This window comes from Aromatoleum sp., assembly GCF_036675785.1.
In the GTDB taxonomy this organism is placed as follows: Bacteria; Pseudomonadota; Gammaproteobacteria; order Burkholderiales; family Rhodocyclaceae; genus Aromatoleum.
Window position 1 is genome coordinate 16,949 of sequence record NZ_JAKFEF010000042.1, and the last position, 17,474, is coordinate 34,422.

14 protein-coding genes and 1 tRNA gene are annotated in these 17,474 nt (G+C 66.9%); 5 read left to right on the forward strand and 10 right to left on the reverse strand.

The window, feature by feature from the left end:
* Positions 1-19: 19 nt before the first annotated feature.
* A complete protein-coding gene (locus tag V6M37_RS10075) occupies positions 20-1,864 on the reverse strand; it encodes a hypothetical protein (protein ID WP_332672852.1) in 1,845 nt (614 codons plus the stop codon).
* A gap of 338 nt (positions 1,865-2,202) precedes the next feature.
* On the opposite strand from V6M37_RS10075, the gene V6M37_RS10080 reads away from it, so the two are divergent.
* The gene (locus V6M37_RS10080; protein WP_332672854.1) at positions 2,203-3,897 is read left to right on the forward strand and encodes a PAS domain S-box protein; all 1,695 of its coding nucleotides are present in this window, start codon (positions 2,203-2,205) and stop codon (positions 3,895-3,897) included.
* Here V6M37_RS10080 and apaG read toward each other — a convergent pair.
* Entirely contained in the window at positions 3,866-4,249 is a 384-nt protein-coding gene (gene apaG / locus V6M37_RS10085) for a Co2+/Mg2+ efflux protein ApaG (protein WP_332672856.1), read from the reverse strand. The genes V6M37_RS10080 and apaG overlap by 32 nt on opposite strands.
* A gap of 135 nt (positions 4,250-4,384) precedes the next feature.
* On the opposite strand from apaG, the gene purB reads away from it, so the two are divergent.
* Together purB and V6M37_RS10095 are read left to right on the forward strand one after the other, a co-directional pair.
* A complete protein-coding gene (gene purB, locus V6M37_RS10090) occupies positions 4,385-5,752 on the forward strand; it encodes an adenylosuccinate lyase (protein ID WP_332672858.1) in 1,368 nt (455 codons plus the stop codon).
* A gap of 67 nt (positions 5,753-5,819) precedes the next feature.
* Complete coding sequence (locus V6M37_RS10095; RefSeq protein ID WP_332672860.1) at positions 5,820-6,137, forward strand: DUF2322 family protein; 318 nt, start codon at positions 5,820-5,822, stop codon at positions 6,135-6,137.
* A 49-nt stretch (positions 6,138-6,186) separates the two neighbouring features.
* On the opposite strand, the gene V6M37_RS10100 is transcribed toward V6M37_RS10095, so the two are convergent.
* From V6M37_RS10100 to queA, 6 genes are all read right to left on the reverse strand, one after another.
* Positions 6,187-6,807 carry a MarC family protein gene (locus tag V6M37_RS10100; protein ID WP_332672862.1) on the reverse strand — a complete coding sequence of 207 codons (621 nt, stop codon included), beginning with the start codon at positions 6,805-6,807 and terminating at the stop codon, positions 6,187-6,189.
* Between the two features lie 12 nt (positions 6,808-6,819).
* A complete protein-coding gene (gene secF / locus V6M37_RS10105; RefSeq protein ID WP_332672864.1) occupies positions 6,820-7,752 on the reverse strand; it encodes a protein translocase subunit SecF in 933 nt (310 codons plus the stop codon).
* Positions 7,753-7,814: 62 nt separating this feature from the next.
* A complete protein-coding gene (secD, locus tag V6M37_RS10110) occupies positions 7,815-9,674 on the reverse strand; it encodes a protein translocase subunit SecD (protein WP_332672866.1) in 1,860 nt (619 codons plus the stop codon).
* A 78-nt stretch (positions 9,675-9,752) separates the two neighbouring features.
* Positions 9,753-10,073: a preprotein translocase subunit YajC gene (gene yajC / locus V6M37_RS10115; RefSeq protein WP_332672868.1), complete on the reverse strand. Its 321-nt coding sequence runs from the start codon at positions 10,071-10,073 to the stop codon at positions 9,753-9,755.
* An 89-nt stretch (positions 10,074-10,162) separates the two neighbouring features.
* A complete protein-coding gene (gene tgt, locus V6M37_RS10120) occupies positions 10,163-11,275 on the reverse strand; it encodes a tRNA guanosine(34) transglycosylase Tgt (RefSeq protein WP_332672869.1) in 1,113 nt (370 codons plus the stop codon).
* The gene (gene queA, locus V6M37_RS10125; protein ID WP_332672871.1) at positions 11,265-12,302 is read right to left on the reverse strand and encodes a tRNA preQ1(34) S-adenosylmethionine ribosyltransferase-isomerase QueA; all 1,038 of its coding nucleotides are present in this window, start codon (positions 12,300-12,302) and stop codon (positions 11,265-11,267) included. Before queA ends, tgt begins: the two co-directional genes overlap by 11 nt.
* A gap of 47 nt (positions 12,303-12,349) precedes the next feature.
* Between queA and V6M37_RS10130 the strand changes: the two genes are divergently transcribed.
* Positions 12,350-12,436, forward strand: a tRNA-Leu gene (locus tag V6M37_RS10130).
* 190 nt (positions 12,437-12,626) lie between these two features.
* On the opposite strand, the gene nhaR is transcribed toward V6M37_RS10130, so the two are convergent.
* The gene (gene nhaR / locus V6M37_RS10135) at positions 12,627-13,523 is read right to left on the reverse strand and encodes a transcriptional activator NhaR (protein WP_332672873.1); all 897 of its coding nucleotides are present in this window, start codon (positions 13,521-13,523) and stop codon (positions 12,627-12,629) included.
* Between the two features lie 307 nt (positions 13,524-13,830).
* On the opposite strand from nhaR, the gene V6M37_RS10140 reads away from it, so the two are divergent.
* Positions 13,831-14,496: a Bax inhibitor-1/YccA family protein gene (locus V6M37_RS10140; RefSeq protein WP_332672875.1), complete on the forward strand. Its 666-nt coding sequence runs from the start codon at positions 13,831-13,833 to the stop codon at positions 14,494-14,496.
* A 247-nt stretch (positions 14,497-14,743) separates the two neighbouring features.
* Here V6M37_RS10140 and V6M37_RS10145 read toward each other — a convergent pair whose 3' ends face one another.
* Entirely contained in the window at positions 14,744-17,413 is a 2,670-nt protein-coding gene (locus V6M37_RS10145) for a cation-translocating P-type ATPase (RefSeq protein ID WP_332672877.1), read from the reverse strand.
* Positions 17,414-17,474 lie beyond the last annotated feature (61 nt).

Here is a 17,474-nt window from a genome sequence, read left to right on the forward strand (position 1 = left end):
CCCGCAAATGCCGCGCCTGTTACAGCCGGGTGAGGTCGAGCATCTTCCGGTCGCCGAGCCAGGCCCGCTCGAATTTGCGACGGATCACGCGGCTGCTCGCCGCGTCGCCCTGCTGCTCGTAGCTCTTCATCAGCGCGAATAGCGCCCAGCCGTTATTCGACGCGCGGGCGAGGCTCGAACGCAGCACGAGCTCCGCGCGCTCGGGCTCGCCGGCGAGCAGCAGCGCAGCACCGAGCGACTGCCGCGTCGGGTAGTACCAGTATGGCGGCTCGGTGTAGGCGAGCGAATCCTCGAGTCTCACCGCTTCCTCGAAATGCCCGACGGCTTTGCGGTGGTCCCCTGCCGCCTGAGCCATCCGGCCGCGGACGACCTCCTCGGCGAGCTGCAGGATGTCCTTTGCCGGCACGCCGCCGGCAACGAGATCGGGGAACTCGTTGGAGCCGTTCAGATTCGCGATCGCACCCGCTTCGGCGTCGGCTCGCTCCCGCTCGCCGGCGCGCGCGAACCCGACGCCGCGCGCGTAATGCCACATCGCCTTGACGAACGGCAGTTCGGTGCCGGGGTCGGGCAGCGCGAGGATCGTCTGCGGCGGGCTGAACTGTGCGTGGGCGAAGTATGGCGCGACCTTGATCGGCTGGACCCACGACACCTGCGCCGCCGCTGCAGCCGACACGATCCGGTCGAGCTTCTCGGCCGCGGCGAGCGCGCTCTCCGCGTCGCCCGCCATCTGGGCCGACACCATCAGCGAATGCACGTTGTGCGGGTAGTAGGCCATCGGATAAATGCCGACTGGTGCGGCGCGTGCGATGTAGGCCTCGTCCACGCGCACCGCCTTGCGATTCGCCTCGACGGCTTCCTTGTACATGCCGACACGGAAGTACGTATGGAACGGCATATGGACGACATGGCCCGCACCCGGCATCAGATTGCCGAGGCGCTTCGCGTACGGCACCGCGCGAGCCGGATCGCTCGATGCTTCGGTCATGTGGATGTAGAAGTGGATGGCGCCGGCGTGGTTCGGCTGCTTCTCGAGCGAGCGCTCCAGCAGCGCGAGGATCGTCGCCGTCTCGCCTTTCGGCGTATGGCCGCCGGCTTCCCAGTGATCCCACGGCTGCAAGTCCATCAGCGCCTCAGCCGTCAGCGCGGCGATGTCGATATCCGCCGGGTAGGCCGCCGCGACCCGCTTCATCGCCTGGGCATATGCCCTGTCGAGCTCGGCACGCTCGGGCGGCGCCCCGCCGGTCGCCCCGGCAGGCGGCGCGGCGTAGCGTTGGGCGAGCGCCTCGATCAGCGCGCGTTCCTTCGGCTCCGTCTTCGCCGCAAGCGCCTGGGCGCGCGTCATCGCCTCGAACGCCGGAGCCATCGCCTGCGCAGTCATCGGAGCATTGATGTTCGGCCCCTGCACGAGCGCCTCGCCCCAGTAGCACATCGCGCAGTCGGGATCGAGGGTGCGCGCCTTGCGGAACGCCCGCAGCGCCTCGCCGTGGTTGAACCCGTAGCTCAGGCGAAGGCCCTGGTTGAAATACTGCTGCGCTTGTCGCACGGATGTCGTAATCGGAAAGTGCAGCGTGCCGAGGTCCTTTCGGAGCTCCGGGTTGGCGTCGGCCGGCTGGGCGGTCGAGGCCTCCGCGACCGCGCGGCTGAACGGGCCCACTTCGGTCTTCGGGGGCGGCGCGACGGCCGGCGACTGCGCGGCGGCGAGGCGGAAGAATGGCGACCAGGCGTAGCGGACGCCGCCCATCGCGGTGCAAACCGACGCGTCGAGCGCCGCACGCTGCGGGTCGGTCCTTTCGCTGTAATAGCCGTCGAACGCGGCGGCGCCGATGCCGATCAGCGCCGTGGCGATTACGCTGCGAGAGAACATGGCTCCTCGTCCAGAAAGGCAGGGAAGGCCGAGCTCACCGCCGTGTGGAAATGCGCTCGAAGCGTTGCCGCTCAAGACCATGACTTTGCGGCCGGTTTTCAACATAGACCATGCTCGCCCGACTGCCAGGTGCTTTTTTCGTGCCCTCGGCCGAGTCTCCTTGTCTCGCCGCGCGCGGCCCGGATTTGCTCATATCGGTTATCAATCGGAACTCATGCTTGGTTTCCGACTCTCCGCTCCTTCGGCACGGCATGCCCGCCATGCCCGTGCCCGGGGGCGCGGCCCGTCGCGACGGGCGCGATATAATGACACCAGCAAATAACGGGCAGGGAGAAGTCGTGAGCAACTTTCCATTCTTGCATCAGGCGGGAGCCCGGGGCGGACTCGAGCCGCTGTTCGATGCGATGCTCGAAGGCGTGATCGTGCGCGACGGAGAAGGGCGGCTCCTTGCGTCCAACTCGGCGGCTCACCGCATTCTTGGGCTGCCGCGCGGGGTGCTGCAGCAACACGACATCCAAAGTCTGCCGGTGAGCTACCTGCGCGAGGACGGGTCGCCCTTCCCGGCGCATCTGCATCCGGCCCTCGTCACGCTTCGCTCGGGGCAACCCCAGCGCAAGGTCGTGATGGGCGTCGTGCAAGGCGACCGGGAGCCGGTGTGGGTTCTCGTGAATAGCCAGCCGATGCGGGACGCGTCGGGCCGCATCGAGGCCGTCGTGACGACCTTTGCCGACATCACCGGAATGAAGCACGCCGAGTCCGCGCTGCGCGCGACGGAAGCCCGCGGCCGCACGCTCGCCGAGGCAATCGCGCAGTCGGGCAGCGCCGTCATCATCACCGACCGCGACGGCTGCATCGAGTACGTGAATCCCGCGTGTTGCGCGGCGTACGGATACTCGGAGCAAGAACTCATCGGTGCGTCGCCGAGACTTTTCAAGTCCGGTGAAACGCCGACGGAGGTCTACGCGGCGCTGTGGAGCACGATCCTCGCCGGACAATCATGGCGCGGCGAATTGTCCAATCGCAGCCGTGACGGCCGTTTGATCCGGGAGACGGTCTCGGTGTCGCCGGTGCGGGATGAGCGCGGTGTCGTGCGGCACTTCGTCGCGGTGAAGGAGGACATCACCCAATTGCGCGAAGACGAACGGCGACGCCACGAGTTGTTCGAGCGTGTCGCGCGGCTTGAGCGGGTCGAACTCGTCAGCACCCTGACGAGCGGAATCGCGCATGATTTCAACAACATCCTCGCAGCCATTCTCGGTTATTCGCAACTCGCCGAAACCCAGATCAGGGCGGACGGGCGCCTGCCCCAGGTCGCGCGCCACCTCGAGGAAATCCGCACCGCCGGACAGCGCGCGCGCGAGCTCATCCAGCAGTTGCCCGGGTTCAGGCAGACGGGATCCTCTTCCGGTCGGTCCACGCGTCTCGACGGCCTTGCCCGCGAAGTCGCCGGCCTGCTGCGGGCGACGTTGCCCGATACGGTCGCGCTCGTCACGGACATCGATCCGGCGCTGCCGTCGTTATCCGTCGACCCCGGCCACGTCCATCAGCTTCTTATGAATCTTCTCGTCAATGCGAGGGATGCGATCAACGGATCCGGCACCGTTCGCCTTTCGGCCCGCCGCGAATCCGTGACGGCGCTTGCCGCCTGCGATTCGTGCCGATGCGAATTGGCGGGCGACTGGGTGGCGATCTCGGTGAGCGACGACGGACCCGGAATCGCCCCGGAACTGCGGGCGAGGCTTTTCGAGCCGTTTTTCACGACGAAGAATATCGGGCAGGGCACGGGAATCGGGCTCTCGGTCGTGCACAGCGTCGCGCATCTCTACCAAGGACATGTTCGCGTCGTTTCGGCGCCGGGAGCGGGTTGCGAGATTCGGGTGCTGCTCCCGGCGTCGATCCTGGTCGGGGAATCGGTCGCGGGCACGCGGGAAATGTACGAGGGCGCGGACCTCGGCCGACCTGCCGGGGCGGATGCCGATTGCGGTGCGCGGTGGACGTTCCTCAGTGCAGGACCCGCGGCATCGCGAGCATGAAAGCGGGAATTTCGGCTTCGAAGCGGTGCCCGTCGTCGGCTGACATTTCATAGCTGCCATGCATCGTCCCAACCGGCGTTTCGATCACCGAGCCGCTCGAATAGGTGAACTGCTGGCCCGGCGCGAGTGTCGGCTGTTCGCCGATCACGCCCAGCCCGCGGACTTCCTGCGTCTTGCCGGTACCGTCGGTGATGATCCAGTGACGGCTGATCAGCTGGGCGGCCACGGTGCCGACGTTCGTGATCGTGATGTGATAGGCAAAGACGTAGCGGTCGTCTTCGGGAGCCGACTGGCCGGCAACGAACTCGGCCGTGGCCTCGACCTTGATGCGGTATTTTTCCGATTCAGTCATGAGTTCTCTCTGACGCAGGTTGAGGTCCTGCTGCGGCGACGCAGGCCCGTCGGCTATTCGAACAGGCCACGGTAGCGCGGACGCTCGGCGGGTGGTCCGGAGAGGTAAAATAGCACTTTTGCCGGAAATCCCGTTATGTCCGTTTCGTCCCTCATGGCCCTTTCCCCCCTCGACGGCCGCTACCACGGCAAGGTCGCGGGTCTGCGCGACCATTTTTCCGAGCACGGCCTGATTCGCAACCGCGTCAGGGTGGAAATCGCTTGGCTGAAGGCGCTCGCGGCGGAGCCCGGACTCGTCGAGGTCGCACCGTTCTCGGCCGCGACCGTCGCGGAGCTCGATTCCGTCGTTGCGAAGTTTTCGCCAGCCGACAGCGATGCGGTGAAAGCGATCGAGGCGACGACGAATCACGACGTCAAGGCGATGGAGTACTGGCTCAAGGAGCGGCTGGGACACAACGCGGAAGTGACGAAGGTGTCCGAGTTCATCCATTTCGCCTGCACCTCCGAAGACATCAACAACACGTCGCACGCGCTGATGCTGCGCGAGGGGCGGGATGCGGTGCTGCTGCCGGCGCTCGACGCGGTCATCGCGCGCTTTCGCGAGCTCGCGCATCAGCTCGCCGACCTGCCGATGTTGTCGCGCACGCATGGCCAGCCGGCGAGTCCGACGACGCTCGGCAAGGAGATGGCGAACATCGCCGCACGCCTCGTCCGCACGCGCGCGGCGATCGCGCGGGTCTCGCTGACGGCGAAATTCAACGGCGCCGTCGGCAACTACAACGCCCACCTGTCCGCGTGGCCGGCTTTCGACTGGGAAGGATTCAACCGCGCGTTCATCGAATCGCTCGGCCTCGAATTCAACCCGTACACGATTCAGATCGAGCCGCACGACGCGATGGCCGAACTGTTCGATGCGATGGCACGGACGAACACGATCCTGATCGACGCCTGCCGCGACCTCTGGATGTACATCTCGTTCGGCTATTTCAAGCAGAAGCTGAAGGAAGGTGAGGTCGGCTCGTCGACGATGCCGCACAAGGTCAATCCCATCGACTTCGAGAATGCCGAAGGCAACTTCGGGATCGCGAACGGCGTGCTGCGTCATTTCTCCGAAAAGCTGCCGATCTCGCGGATGCAGCGCGACCTCACCGACTCGACCGTCCTGCGCAACATGGGCGTCGGCTTCGGTCACACCTTGCTCGCGCTCGACTCCTGCCTGCGCGGACTGAACAAGCTCGAAGCCGACCCGGCCCGCGTCGCGACCGATCTCGATGGCGCGTGGGAAGTGCTTGCCGAGCCGGTGCAGACCGTGATGCGCCGCTTCGGCATCGAGAACCCCTACGAGCAGTTGAAGGCGATGACGCGCGGCAAGGGCATCACTCGCGAGGCGTTGCAGGATTTTGTCCGCACGCTCGCGATTCCCGCAGCGGACCGCGAACGCCTGCTCGCGATGACGCCGGCGAGCTATATCGGCAAGGCGGTCGAGCTCGCGAAACGCATTTGACGCGCCGAACGTTGTCGACGGAACGCCGCCCGCGCGTGGCGTTTCCACTCGGAGGGAAAGAACGGAAATGGCATTCGCCGACAATCTCAAGCAACTGCCGAAAGTGTCGCATCTGGCCGCGCTGAACCTGCTTGACGCGAACGAGGCGATCGTCGCGTCGATCGAGAACAAGCCGGGGCAGGCCGGTTCGCTCGTCGTCTATAACCACCTAGCGCAGCTGTACGGCGCGATCGGGCCGGAGGCGGCGAAAAAGGGGCTCGAGCTGTACGCCGAGCACGTCGACGCTGCGCGGGCGAATCCGGGCAAACACCCGAACATCGACCGGCTGATCGGCCTCATCGAACGACGCGAGACCTTGCGTGTGAAACAGGTGTTTGAAGTCTAGGCGAGATCCAGTATTCGACTTGACACTCCGGCGCGCGGGTAGCCGGTGATCACCCCCCGCCGAGCCCGAAGAAGTCCCGGATGCCGAGCATGCCGATCTGGAAACCGATCGCGACGAGGATCAGGCCCATGAAGCGCGTGAAGATCCGTTCGACGCGCGGGGTCACGAGACGCTGGCGCGACAGCGCGAGATGCAGTGTCGCCCACAGCACGAGCGCCGATCCGGCCGCGGCGATCAGCGCGATCACCGGCAGGTACAGGCGCGAAGGGTAGGTCACCGACAGCGTGATCGCCGTCGTGATTGCGCCCGGTCCGGCGACGAGCGGCATCGCGAACGGGACGAAGATCCGGTCGCGCGGATCCTCGGGCGACGCTGCATCCTGCTGGATCATGCTCGGGCTGCCGCGCAGCATCTCGAGCCCGACGAGGATGATGACGAGGCCGCCGGCGGTGCGAAAGGCGTCGAGCGAGATGCCGAAGAGTTCGAGAACGTAGCGCCCGCCGAGCGCGGCACCGGCGAGGATCGCGAACACGGCGAGGCCCGCATGGCGGGCGGCGCGGCGCTTGCCGTCGAGCGGCAGGCCCGCGACGATGCCGAGGAACAGCGGTGCGGCGACGATCGGATTGGTGATCGCGAGCAGACTGACGAAGGCCTGCAGGAACTCGTTCATCGCCGGCGGGCGTCAGACGACCGCCTCTTCCTTTTCCTTTTTCGGCTTGACGAACTGCTCGCGCGAGACGCCGAGCCACATCACCAGCGGGCTCGCGACGAGCACCGACGAGTAAATGCCGAACAGGATGCCGATCGTCAGCGCCATCGCGAAGTAGTGCAGCGTGGCGCCGCCGAACAGCAGCATCGCGAGCACCATCATCTGCGTACTGCCGTGGGTGATCACCGTCCGCGAGATCGTCGAGGTGATCGCGTGGTTCAGCACTTCGGGCGTTGACAGGTTGCGACGCTTCCTGAACGTTTCGCGCACGCGGTCGAACACGACGACGGACTCGTTCACCGAGTAGCCGAGCACCGCAAGGACCGCCGCGAGCACCGGCAGCGAAAACTCCCACTGGAAGAACGCGAAGAAGCCGAGAATGATGACCACGTCGTGAAGGTTGGCGATAATCGCCGACACCGCGAAGCGCCATTCGAAGCGCAGCGCCAGGTAGACGACGATGCCGAAGATCACCAGCAGCAAGGCCATCGCGCCGTCGGTCGCCAGCTCCTTGCCGACCTGCGGGCCGACGAACTCGACGCGCCGCAATTCGGGCGTCGGGCCGGCGACCGATTGCAGCGTCGCCATCGTCCGCTCCGACACTCGCCCGGAGTCGAGTTCTTCACGGTTGGGCAGGCGGATCAGCACGTCGCGTGCGCTGCCGAAATTTTGCACCTGCGCGTCGGGGTAGCCGCCGTCGGCGAGCGCATTGCGGATCGGTTCGAGTTGCGGCGCTTCCGAGTACGTGACTTCGACGAGCGTGCCGCCGGTGAATTCGACCGACAGGTGCAGGCCGCGCGTCGCGAGAAAGAACACCGCGAGCACGAAGGTGACGAGCGAAATGATGTTGAAGGTCAGCGCGTGCCGCATGAACGGGATGTCGCGCTTGATGCGGAAAAATTCCATGTCTCAGGCCTTTTGTTGCGTGAGCGGCAGCGCGCGGCGCTGCCGAATACGTTCGTGGTCGTTCAGTTGCCCGGCTTCCAGATCGTCCCGATCGACAGCGAGGCGACCTTGCGCCGGCGGCCGTAGATGAAGTTCACGAGCATCCGGGAGATCAGGATCGCGCTGAACATCGACGTGAGGATGCCGAGGCAATGCACGACGGCGAAGCCGCGAACCGGCCCCGAGCCGAAGACGAGCAGCGCGATGCCGGCGATCAGGGTCGTGATGTTCGAGTCGAGAATGGTGTCGAACGCGCGCTCGTAGCCGGCGTGGATCGCCGCTTGCGGCGTCATGCCGTTGCGCAGTTCTTCGCGGATCCGCTCGTTGATCAGCACGTTCGCGTCGATCGCCATGCCGAGGGTCAGCGCCATCGCCGCGATGCCGGGCAAGGTCAGCGTCGCCTGAAGCAGCGACAACAGGGCGACGAGCAGGAGCAGGTTCGCGGCGAGCGCGATCACCGACACGAGGCCGAATAGCGCGTAGTACGCGATCATGAATACCGCGATCGCGATGAAGCCCCACAGCGTCGAGTTGAAGCCCTTCGCGATGTTGTCGGCGCCCAGGCTCGGCCCGACGGTCCGTTCCTCGATGATCTCCATCGGCGCGGCGAGGCTGCCCGCGCGCAGCAGCAGCGCGACGTCGTTCGCCTCGGCGGTCGTCATGCGGCCGGAAATCTGCACGCGCCCGCCGCCGATCTCGCTGCGGATCACCGGCGCGGTGACGACTTCGCCCTTTCCTTTCTCGATCAGCAGGATCGCCATGCGCTTGCCGACGTTCTCGCGCGTCACGTCGCGGAAGATGCGGCTGCCGGCGGCGTCGAGCGTCAGGTGCACGGCCGGTTCGTTGGTCTGGCCGTCGAAGCCGGGTTGCGCGTCGGTGAGGCGGTCGCCGGTCAGCACGACCTGCGAGCGCACGAGCAGCGGCGCGCCGCCGCGCTCGGTGTAAAGCTCGGTGCCGAACGGCACGTTGCCGGCGAGGGCGGCTTCGAGGGCGCCGGGGGTGTCATCGACCATCCGCACTTCGAGCGTCGCGGTGCGGCCGAGGATGTCCTTGGCTTTCGCGACGTCCTGGACGCCGGGCAGCTGCACGACGATGCGGTCGAGCCCCTGCTGCTGGATCACCGGTTCGGCGACGCCGAGTTCGTTGATCCGGTTGTGCAGCGTCGTGATGTTCTGTTTGATCGCGAAGTCGCGGATGCGCTGCTGGGCGACTGGCGTCAGCGTCGCGATGAGTTTCAGGTCTTCCGCGCCGTCGTCGCGGTCGGTGAGCTGGAGGTCGCTCGTGCTCGCGGTGATCGCGTTGCGTGCGGCCTCGCGCTGCGCGGCGTCGCGGAAGCGCAGCTGCACGGCGTTGCCTTCGCGCGTGATGCCGGCGTGGCGCACGTCCTTGTCACGCAGCAGCGTGCGCAGGTCGCCCGCGGTCGAGTCGAGGCGCTTCGTGATCGCGCCGGGCATGTCGACTTCGAGCAGGAAATGCACGCCGCCGCGAAGGTCGAGGCCGAGGTACATCGGCAGCGCGTGGATCGCGGTGAGCCACGTCGGCGAGGCCGGCAGCAGGTTCAGCGCGACGATGTACGAGGGGTCGGACGGGTCGGGGTTGAACCGCTTCTCGATGACGTCCTTCGCGCGCAACTGCGCATCGGGCGACTCGAAGCGCACCCGGATGCTGTTCTGGTCGACGAAAAGCCCGGAGTACGGGACCTGTTCCGACGCGAGCGCCTGTTCGACCGTTCCCGTCAGCGCCGGGCCGAGCTTTACGGTCGCCTTGCCGCTCGAGATCTGGACCGCGGGTACTTCGCCGTAGAAATTGGGAAGGGTGTAGATCAGGCCGAAGAACAGGACCAGACCGATGAGGATGTTCTTCCAGAGCGGATAGCGGTTCATGACTCGCGCGGGGTGAAAGGTGGGAGTGCGGCAGGACGCTCGCGGCGGAGGTCGGGCCTCCGGCCGCGCACCCCGGTCTCAGAGCGTTTTCAGCGTGCCCTTCGGGAGCACGGTCGCGACGGCCTGGACTTGAACGACGATGTTGACGTTGTCGGCGACTTCGACGTGCAGGTAGTTCTCGCCGATCTGCGTCACGCGGCCGGCGATCCCGCCTTGCGTGACGACCTCGTCACCCTTCGCGATCGCAGCGACCATCGCCTTGTGTTCTTTCGCGCGCTTCATCTGCGGGCGGATCATCAGGAACCACAGCACGATGAACATCAGGATCAGCGGCAGCATGCCCATCAGGCCGCCGGTCGGGTCGGCCGCGGCCTGGGCGTAAGCGTTGGAAATGAACACGTCAAACTCCGGTTGGTTGCATAAGGCGGCCGATTATAGCAGCAGCAAAAGTCGCGCTTGGCGCGCGGGAAAAGGGGGCGGGCCGGGGATCAGACCGTGCCGGTCGCGCGTTCGGCGGCGAAACGCGTGACATATTGCGCGAATTCGCCCGCGGCGATCGCCGCGCGCAGCTCCGCGGTCAGCGTCTGGTAGTAGCGCAGATTGTGGATCGTGTTGAGCATGCTGCCGAGAATTTCCCCGGCGCGATGCAGGTGGTGCAGATACGACCGGCTGAAGTTGCGGCACGTATAGCAGTCGCACGACGGGTCGAGCGGGCGCGTGTCCTGCTTGTGGCTCGCGTTCTTGATCTTGATGTCGCCGAAGCGCGTGAACAGCCAGCCGTTCCTCGCGTTGCGCGTCGGCATCACGCAGTCGAACATGTCGATGCCGGCGGCGACGCCGGCCACGATGTCTTCCGGCGTCCCGACGCCCATCAGGTAGCGCGGCTTGTCGGCCGGCAGGCGCGGCGCGGTGTGCGCGAGAATGCGCGCCATGTCTTCCTTCGGCTCGCCGACGGACAAGCCGCCGATCGCGTAGCCGGAGAAGCCGATGTCGGCGAGCGCCGCAAGGGACTCGTCGCGCAGGTCCTCGAACATGCCGCCCTGGACGATGCCGAACAGCGCGTTCGGATTCCCGACGCGGTCGAACTCGTCGCGCGAGCGCCGCGCCCAGCGCAGGCTGAGCTGCATCGACTTCTCCGCCTCGTCGTGCGTCGCCGGGTGGGGCGTGCACTCGTCGAAGATCATCACGACGTCGGAGTTCAGCACGGTCTGGATCCGCATCGACTCTTCCGGCGTCAGGAAGAGTTTGGCGCCGTCGATCGGCGACGCGAACTTCACGCCCTCCTCGGTGATCTTGCGCAGCGCGCCGAGGCTGAACACCTGGAAGCCGCCGGAGTCGGTGAGGATCGGCTGGTCCCAGCCCATGAAGCGGTGCAGGCCGCCGTGCGCGGCGATGACGTCGAGCCCCGGGCGCAGCCACAGGTGGAAGGTGTTACCGAGGCAGATCTGGGCGCCGACGTCCGCGAGCGCGGCAGGCGTCATCGCCTTCACGGTGCCGTAAGTGCCGACCGGCATGAAGGCCGGCGTTTCGACGGTGCCGTGCGCGAGGGTCAGGCGGCCGCGGCGCGCGCGCTCGTCCCGGGTGATCAGGTCAAATTGCATCGTGGCGATGGGTGACGAACATCGCGTCCCCGTAGCTGAAGAAGCGGTAGGAATGGGCGACCGCATGAGCGTAGGCGCGGCGCGTCGTTTCGATGCCGGCGAATGCCGATACCAGCATCAGCAGCGTCGACTTCGGCAGATGGAAGTTCGTGATCAGCGCGTCGACGACCCGGAAGTGATAGCCGGGCAGGATGAAGAGTTCCGTTTCGCCCGCGCCCGCGTCGAGCGCGCCGTCCTGCGCGGCCCCTTCGAGCGCGCGCAGGCTTGTCGTCCCGACCGCGATCACGCGCCCGCCGGCGGCGCGTGTCGCAGCGATCGCCTCGACGGTCTCCCGGGGAATGACGAAACGTTCGCGATGCATGCGGTGTTCGCCGAGATCGTTGACGCGGACCGGCTGGAAAGTGCCCGCGCCGACGTGCAGCGTGAGCCACGCGCCGCGCACCCCTTTTTTTGCCAGTTCGGCGAGCATCCACTGGTCGAAATGGAGGCCCGCCGTCGGGGCCGCGACCGATCCCGGCTCCCGCGCGTAGACCGTCTGGTAGCGCGACTCGTCGTGCGTATCGGCCGCGCGCTCGATGTACGGTGGCAGCGGGAGCTTGCCGTGCCGTTCGAGGAGATCGAGCAGCTCGTCCGAATCCGGGAAGCGCAGGTGGAAAAATTCGCCGACGCGGCCGAGCACCGTGACGTCGAATGCGTCGGCGAGGCGCAGTCGCGCGCCCGTGCGCGGCGACTTGCTCGCGCGAACCTGCGCGAGCGCCTCATGCGGGCCGATCGCGCGTTCGATGAGGACTTCGACACGGCCGCCGGTTTCCTTTTCGCCATAGAGCCGCGCGTGGATGACGCGCGTGTCGTTGAACACGAGGAGGTCGCCGGGGCGTACGAGGTCGGGCAGATCGGTAAATCGGCGGTCGTCCAGTTCTTCGCCCTCCACCACCAGCAGGCGGCTGCCGCATCGCTCGGGGAGGGGGGCCTGCGCGATCAGTTCGGGTGGGAGCGGGTAATCGAAATCGTCGAGAGTCAAAGACATGCGCTTGCTGCGTGCGGGGATATTCGTGGATAATGCGGCGCTTCCCAGCCGGGATGGCGGAATCGGTAGACGCAGCGGACTCAAAATCCGCCGGTGGTGACACTGTGAGGGTTCGAGTCCCTCTCCCGGCACCAGTCAGGAAGAGCCTGAACGCGCGATAAAGCCGCGGATTCTATCAGAGTTCGCGCGCCGTCGAGATCGTGTCGGCATTGTCGTCGGCGATTCTGCGCGCGGCAGCGATTCCGGTTTTGTCGCTTGGCCTTCGCGACGGTCGGGATATTTTTTCCGCATCCTGCCGCGTGCCGGCGATGCCGCCTTCATCCGTCAACGCCCCGCGGCCCGGTTGAGACCGGAGCGGCTGATCGCGAGCGTCGCGGGATGCGAGATGCGGCGCTCGACCGATATCGCGTAGTATGCCTCCCGGACGCCGTCGGCTTCGCCGAGGCGACGAACGCCGTGCTGATGGCAGATTTCGTCCGCGATCAGCGTCGTCGCCGGAAACACCCCGACGCCGCGCTCCCCGAACGCCTTCATCAGCGCACTGTCGTCGAATTCGCCGACGATCCGCGGCGCGACGCGCTGCGCTTCGAACCATTGCAACAGCGGGCGGCGCACCGCCGCGTCGGCGCCGGGGATCAGCATCGGCGCGCGATCGAGGCAGGCGGGAAACTGCGGGCCAAGGCTAGCGGCGAGCGCGGGTGCGGCGAAGAAGCTGATCGTCGATTCGCCGAGTTTGTGGCTATAGCCGCGCACGTCCATCCGGTCCGGCATGGGGCTGTCCGCGAGGACGACGTCGAGCTTGTGGATCGCGAGTTCGCCGAGCAAGCGCTCGAGCTTGTTCTCGCGACAGACGATACGGACCGCCTCGGGCAGGTCCATCGACGGCGCGAGCAGCACCGATGCGATCGCCTTCGGCACGACGTCGGCAATGCCGACACGGAACGGAATCGCGCGTCCCGCGGCGCGGCTCCTCAGCGCCTCCTCGAGTTCGCTGCCGACGCGGAAGATCTCCTCGGCGTAGTCGAGCACCATTTGCCCGGTTTCGGTCAGCACGAGGCCGCGGCCGCGGCGATGGAAGAGCGTCGTGCCGAGGCTCGCTTCGAGCGCGCCGATCTGTCCGCTTAAGGTCTGCGGCGCGAGGCCGGAGCGCTCGCTCGCGCGCACGATGCCGCCTGCCCGCGCGACGCTCCAGAAGTGATGCAGCTGCTTGTAGTTCAGCATCGATGCGTCTTCACAGTACGATAAAATCGGACAAACATTCAGTTGAACCCGTATTTTATCGAAGTGTCAGAGCCTTAGCATTCGGGACATTCGCTTGCGTCCGGCATTCAACGAAGGATAGGGTTTAACCCGGGCGCCGAACTGAAGTGCGGCATCGGATTCGCGGCGGAACGCACCGCGCGGATGCCGGTCGGTGGACGGGGCGCGACGCAGTGGCTCGGCGCCGAGATCGATGATCTCGGTGATCGCAGCGGTGCGAGACGTGCGATTTATTCGAGTAATCGTGACAACAGGAGGTAGACGTTCCATGGAAAACCGAATCGGAACGATGACCCGTTCGGAGGCTTCGGTCCTCTCGACGAACCGGGTGATTCGCAACACTTACATATTGCTGTCGCTGACGCTGGCGTTCTCCGCGGTCAGCGCCGGCGCGTCGATGGCGCTCGGGCTGCCGCATCCGGGCCTGATCATCACGCTGGTCGGCTACTTCGGCCTGCTGTTCCTGACGACTAAATTCCGCGACAGCGGGCTCGGGATCCTGTTCGTGTTCGCGCTCACCGGCTTCATGGGCTACACGCTCGGACCGATCCTGTCGGCGTATCTCGCGCTGCCGAATGGCTCCGCGATCGTGATGCAGGCGATGGGCGGCACCGCGGCGATCTTCCTCGGCCTGTCCGCGTACGCGCTGACCAGCCGCCGGAACTTCTCGTTCATGGGCGGCTTCCTGATGGTCGGCATCCTCGTCGCCTTCCTCGCCGGGCTCGGCGCGATCTTCTTCGAGATGCCGGGCCTGTCGCTGGCGGTGTCGGCGATGTTCGTGTTGCTGATGTCGGGCCTGATCCTCTACGAGACCAGCAACATCATCCACGGCGGCGAGACGAACTACGTGATGGCGACGGTGACGCTGTTCGTGTCGCTCTTCAATCTCTTCACGAGCCTGCTGCACCTGCTGGGCTTCGCCAACAACGAGTGACGCAGCGCCGCCAGGCGCTCGACCAGACGGGGCGGTTCGCGAAAGCGGGCCGCCCCGTTTGTTTGATGGAGCGGAAACAGCGGCAGAAGCCGGGGGGGGGGCCGCGGGGTCACCGGCAGGTGTGTCCCGCAACGGGGACAGGCGTCGGACGCGGACGGCGAATCGCGCGGCGTCGCGCGGAGCGATCACGGTCCCGGGTGTCGGGAAGGGCGCCACGCCGATCGCGAGCGGGGCGCGAGTTCCCTCGTCACGCGAGCGGGGCCCGGATCCTCACGAGCAACTTCCTCGCCTCGTCCAGGAACAGCGCGCTCGAGGCCACCAGCGCGCATTTCGCCCAGTCGATTCCGCTGAGGTGCGTCGTCCCGAAGATCGCCTGTGCGGGCGGCCAGTGGACGACGACGATCTGCAGCGCGAGCACGGCGCCGAGCGCGAGCCACAGCCGGCCGTTGCGCAGGAACAGCGGATTGAACGCGCTGCCGTACTCGCTGCGGGCGTTGAAGACGTTGAAGAACTGGAACAGCACGAAGGTCGTGAAGGCGACGGTCAGCGCGTGCGTCCGCCCGTTCTCGAGCAGGGCCGAGTGGAACAGCCACAGCGTGCCGACCATCATCGTCGCGCCGTAGAGCGACAGCCGGGCGAGCCGCGCCGGCGTCAGGATCTGGGCGTCCTGCGGGCGCGGCGGCGCGTTCATGATGCCGGTGCGCGGCGGTTCGACGCCGAGCGTCATCGCCGGCGGCCCGTCCATGATGATGTTGATCCACAGCAACTGGATCGCGGTGAAGGGCGAGGGCAGGCCGGTCAGGGTCGCCGCGAGCACGGTCAGGATCGCGCCGATGTTCGTCGACAGCTGGAAACGGACGAACTTGATGATGTTGTCGAAGATCACCCGGCCTTCCTCGACCGCGCGGACGATCGTCGCGAAGTTGTCGTCGGTCAGCACCATCGTCGCGGCTTCGCGCGTCACCGCCGTGCCGGCGATGCCCATCGCGACGCCGATGTCGGCGGCCTTCAGTGCGGGCGCGTCGTTGACCCCGTCGCCGGTCATCGCGACGATGTGGCCGGCGGACTTCAGCGCCTTGACGATCCTGACCTTGTGCGCGGGCGACACGCGCGCGAAGACCGTCAGCGCATCGACGCGCGCCGCGAGTTCGTCGTCGCTCAACGCATCGAGCTCCGCGCCGCTGACAACGCCGCCGGCGAGGCCCAGTTCGCGCGCAATCGCCCCCGCCGTGGCCTTGTGGTCGCCGGTGATCATCTTGACGCGGATGCCGGCCCGGGCGCAGCGCTCGATCGCCTCCGCGGCTTCGGGGCGCGGGGGATCCATCAGGCCGGCGAGGCCGAGGAAAGTCCAGTCCCCGGCCCACTGCCAGAGGTCGCCGTGCGCGTCGAATTCGTCCGCGGAGACCATTCGTCGTGCGACAGCGAGCACGCGCAGCGCCTGTCCCGCGAGATGTTCGTTTTCCGCGGCGAGCCGCGCGTGCGCGCCGGCGTCGAGCGGTGCCGCTTCGCCGTGTTCGTCGAGCCACTGTGACGAGCGCGCGACGAGCACATCGGGCGCGCCCTTGACGAACATCGCGATTCCGTCCTCGACGCGATGGAAGGTCGCCATGAACTTGTGGCCCGAGTCGAACGGGATCTCCGCGACGCGGGGCGCGGCGGCCTGTTCGGTCGGCGGATCGACGCCGCCCTTTTGCGCGAGCACCCACAACGCCCCTTCGGTGGGGTCGCCGACGAGTTCGCCTTCGCATACCTGCGAGTCGCTGCACAGCGCCATCGGCAGGAGCAGCGGAGCGAGCGTCCGGGGCTGGTCGACCGTGACCGCACCGTCGGGCCGATAACCCTCTCCCTGCACCGAGAAGCGGGCGCCGGCGAACCAACCGGCGCGCGCGGTCATCTGGTTCAGCGTCAGCGTGCCGGTCTTGTCGGAGCAGATCACCGTGGTGCACCCCAGCGTCTCGACGGCCGACAGTTTCTTCAGGATCGCGCGGTTCTGCGCCATGCGGCGCATGCCGATCGCGAGCGTCACGGTGACAACCGCGGCGAGGCCTTCGGGGATCGCCGCGACGGCGAGTGCGACCGCGCTCATCGCCGCTTCGGTCCAGGGGTGGCCGCGCATCGAGTCGAGCGCGAAAATCACCGTCACGACGACGCCGGCGATCGCCGCGAGTTTCTTGCCGAGCGTGTCGAGTTGGCGCTGCAGCGGCGTTTCGCCGTCGTTGCCGCTCGCGATCATCCCGGCGAGCCGCCCCATTTCGGTCTGCATGCCGGTCGCGACGACGATCATTTCGGCGCGGCCGCGCGTGACGACGGTGTTCATGTACAGCAGGTTCACGCGGTCGCCGAGCGGGAGGTCCGGCTCGTCGAGCGCGTCGCTGCGCTTGACGACGGTCTGGGATTCGCCCGTCAGCGCCGCTTCCTCGACTTCGAGGTTGTGGGCGGTGATCACCCGGCCGTCGGCCGGGATGCGGTCGCCGGCTTCGAGCAGCACGACATCGCCGGGAACGAGGCCAGTGGCGTCCACTTCGTTCAGCCGGCCGTCGCGCCGCACCCGCGCGCGCGCCGCGAGCATCTCCTTCAGCGCCGCGAGCGTCCGTTCCGCGCGGTGTTCCTGGTAGAAGCCGAGCGTGGCGTTCAGCACCACGACGACGAGGATGACGATCGCGTCCTTGAATTCACCGACCGCCCATGCGAGCGCGGCGGCGAACAGCAGCACGATGACGAGGAAATTCCCGAACTGGTCGGCGAACTTCAGCCACGCCGGGCGCGGCTTCGCTTCCGCGAGGCGGTTTTCGCCGTGGCGGCGGAGACGGTCTGCGACCTCGGTCGCGGACAGCCCGCCGGCCGGGTCGAGCCTGAGCGCTGCGGCCGTGGCACGCGGGGTCAGGGTGTGCCAGTCGCGGGTTTCAGGATCGATCATGAAGCAGGGGGCCCCAAGGTGGGGTTTTCATGAAAGCCGGCCTCGAACGGGCCCGGCTCGG

What these genes read in the sequence shown, in the direction of transcription:
- V6M37_RS10075 (WP_332672852.1), bottom strand. Translation starts at nt 1,864, where the DNA reads ATGTTCTCTCGCAGCGTAATCGCCACGGCGCTGATCGGCATCGGCGCC.
- apaG (WP_332672856.1), bottom strand. Translation starts at nt 4,249, where the DNA reads ATGACTGAATCGGAAAAATACCGCATCAAGGTCGAGGCCACGGCCGAG.
- purB (WP_332672858.1), top strand. Translation starts at nt 4,385, where the DNA reads ATGTCCGTTTCGTCCCTCATGGCCCTTTCCCCCCTCGACGGCCGCTAC.
- V6M37_RS10095 (WP_332672860.1), top strand. Translation starts at nt 5,820, where the DNA reads ATGGCATTCGCCGACAATCTCAAGCAACTGCCGAAAGTGTCGCATCTG.
- V6M37_RS10100 (WP_332672862.1), bottom strand. Translation starts at nt 6,807, where the DNA reads ATGAACGAGTTCCTGCAGGCCTTCGTCAGTCTGCTCGCGATCACCAAT.
- secF (WP_332672864.1), bottom strand. Translation starts at nt 7,752, where the DNA reads ATGGAATTTTTCCGCATCAAGCGCGACATCCCGTTCATGCGGCACGCG.
- secD (WP_332672866.1), bottom strand. Translation starts at nt 9,674, where the DNA reads ATGAACCGCTATCCGCTCTGGAAGAACATCCTCATCGGTCTGGTCCTG.
- tgt (WP_332672869.1), bottom strand. Translation starts at nt 11,275, where the DNA reads ATGCAATTTGACCTGATCACCCGGGACGAGCGCGCGCGCCGCGGCCGC.
- queA (WP_332672871.1), bottom strand. Translation starts at nt 12,302, where the DNA reads ATGTCTTTGACTCTCGACGATTTCGATTACCCGCTCCCACCCGAACTG.
- nhaR (WP_332672873.1), bottom strand. Translation starts at nt 13,523, where the DNA reads ATGCTGAACTACAAGCAGCTGCATCACTTCTGGAGCGTCGCGCGGGCA.
- V6M37_RS10140 (WP_332672875.1), top strand. Translation starts at nt 13,831, where the DNA reads ATGGAAAACCGAATCGGAACGATGACCCGTTCGGAGGCTTCGGTCCTC.
- V6M37_RS10145 (WP_332672877.1), bottom strand. Translation starts at nt 17,413, where the DNA reads ATGATCGATCCTGAAACCCGCGACTGGCACACCCTGACCCCGCGTGCC.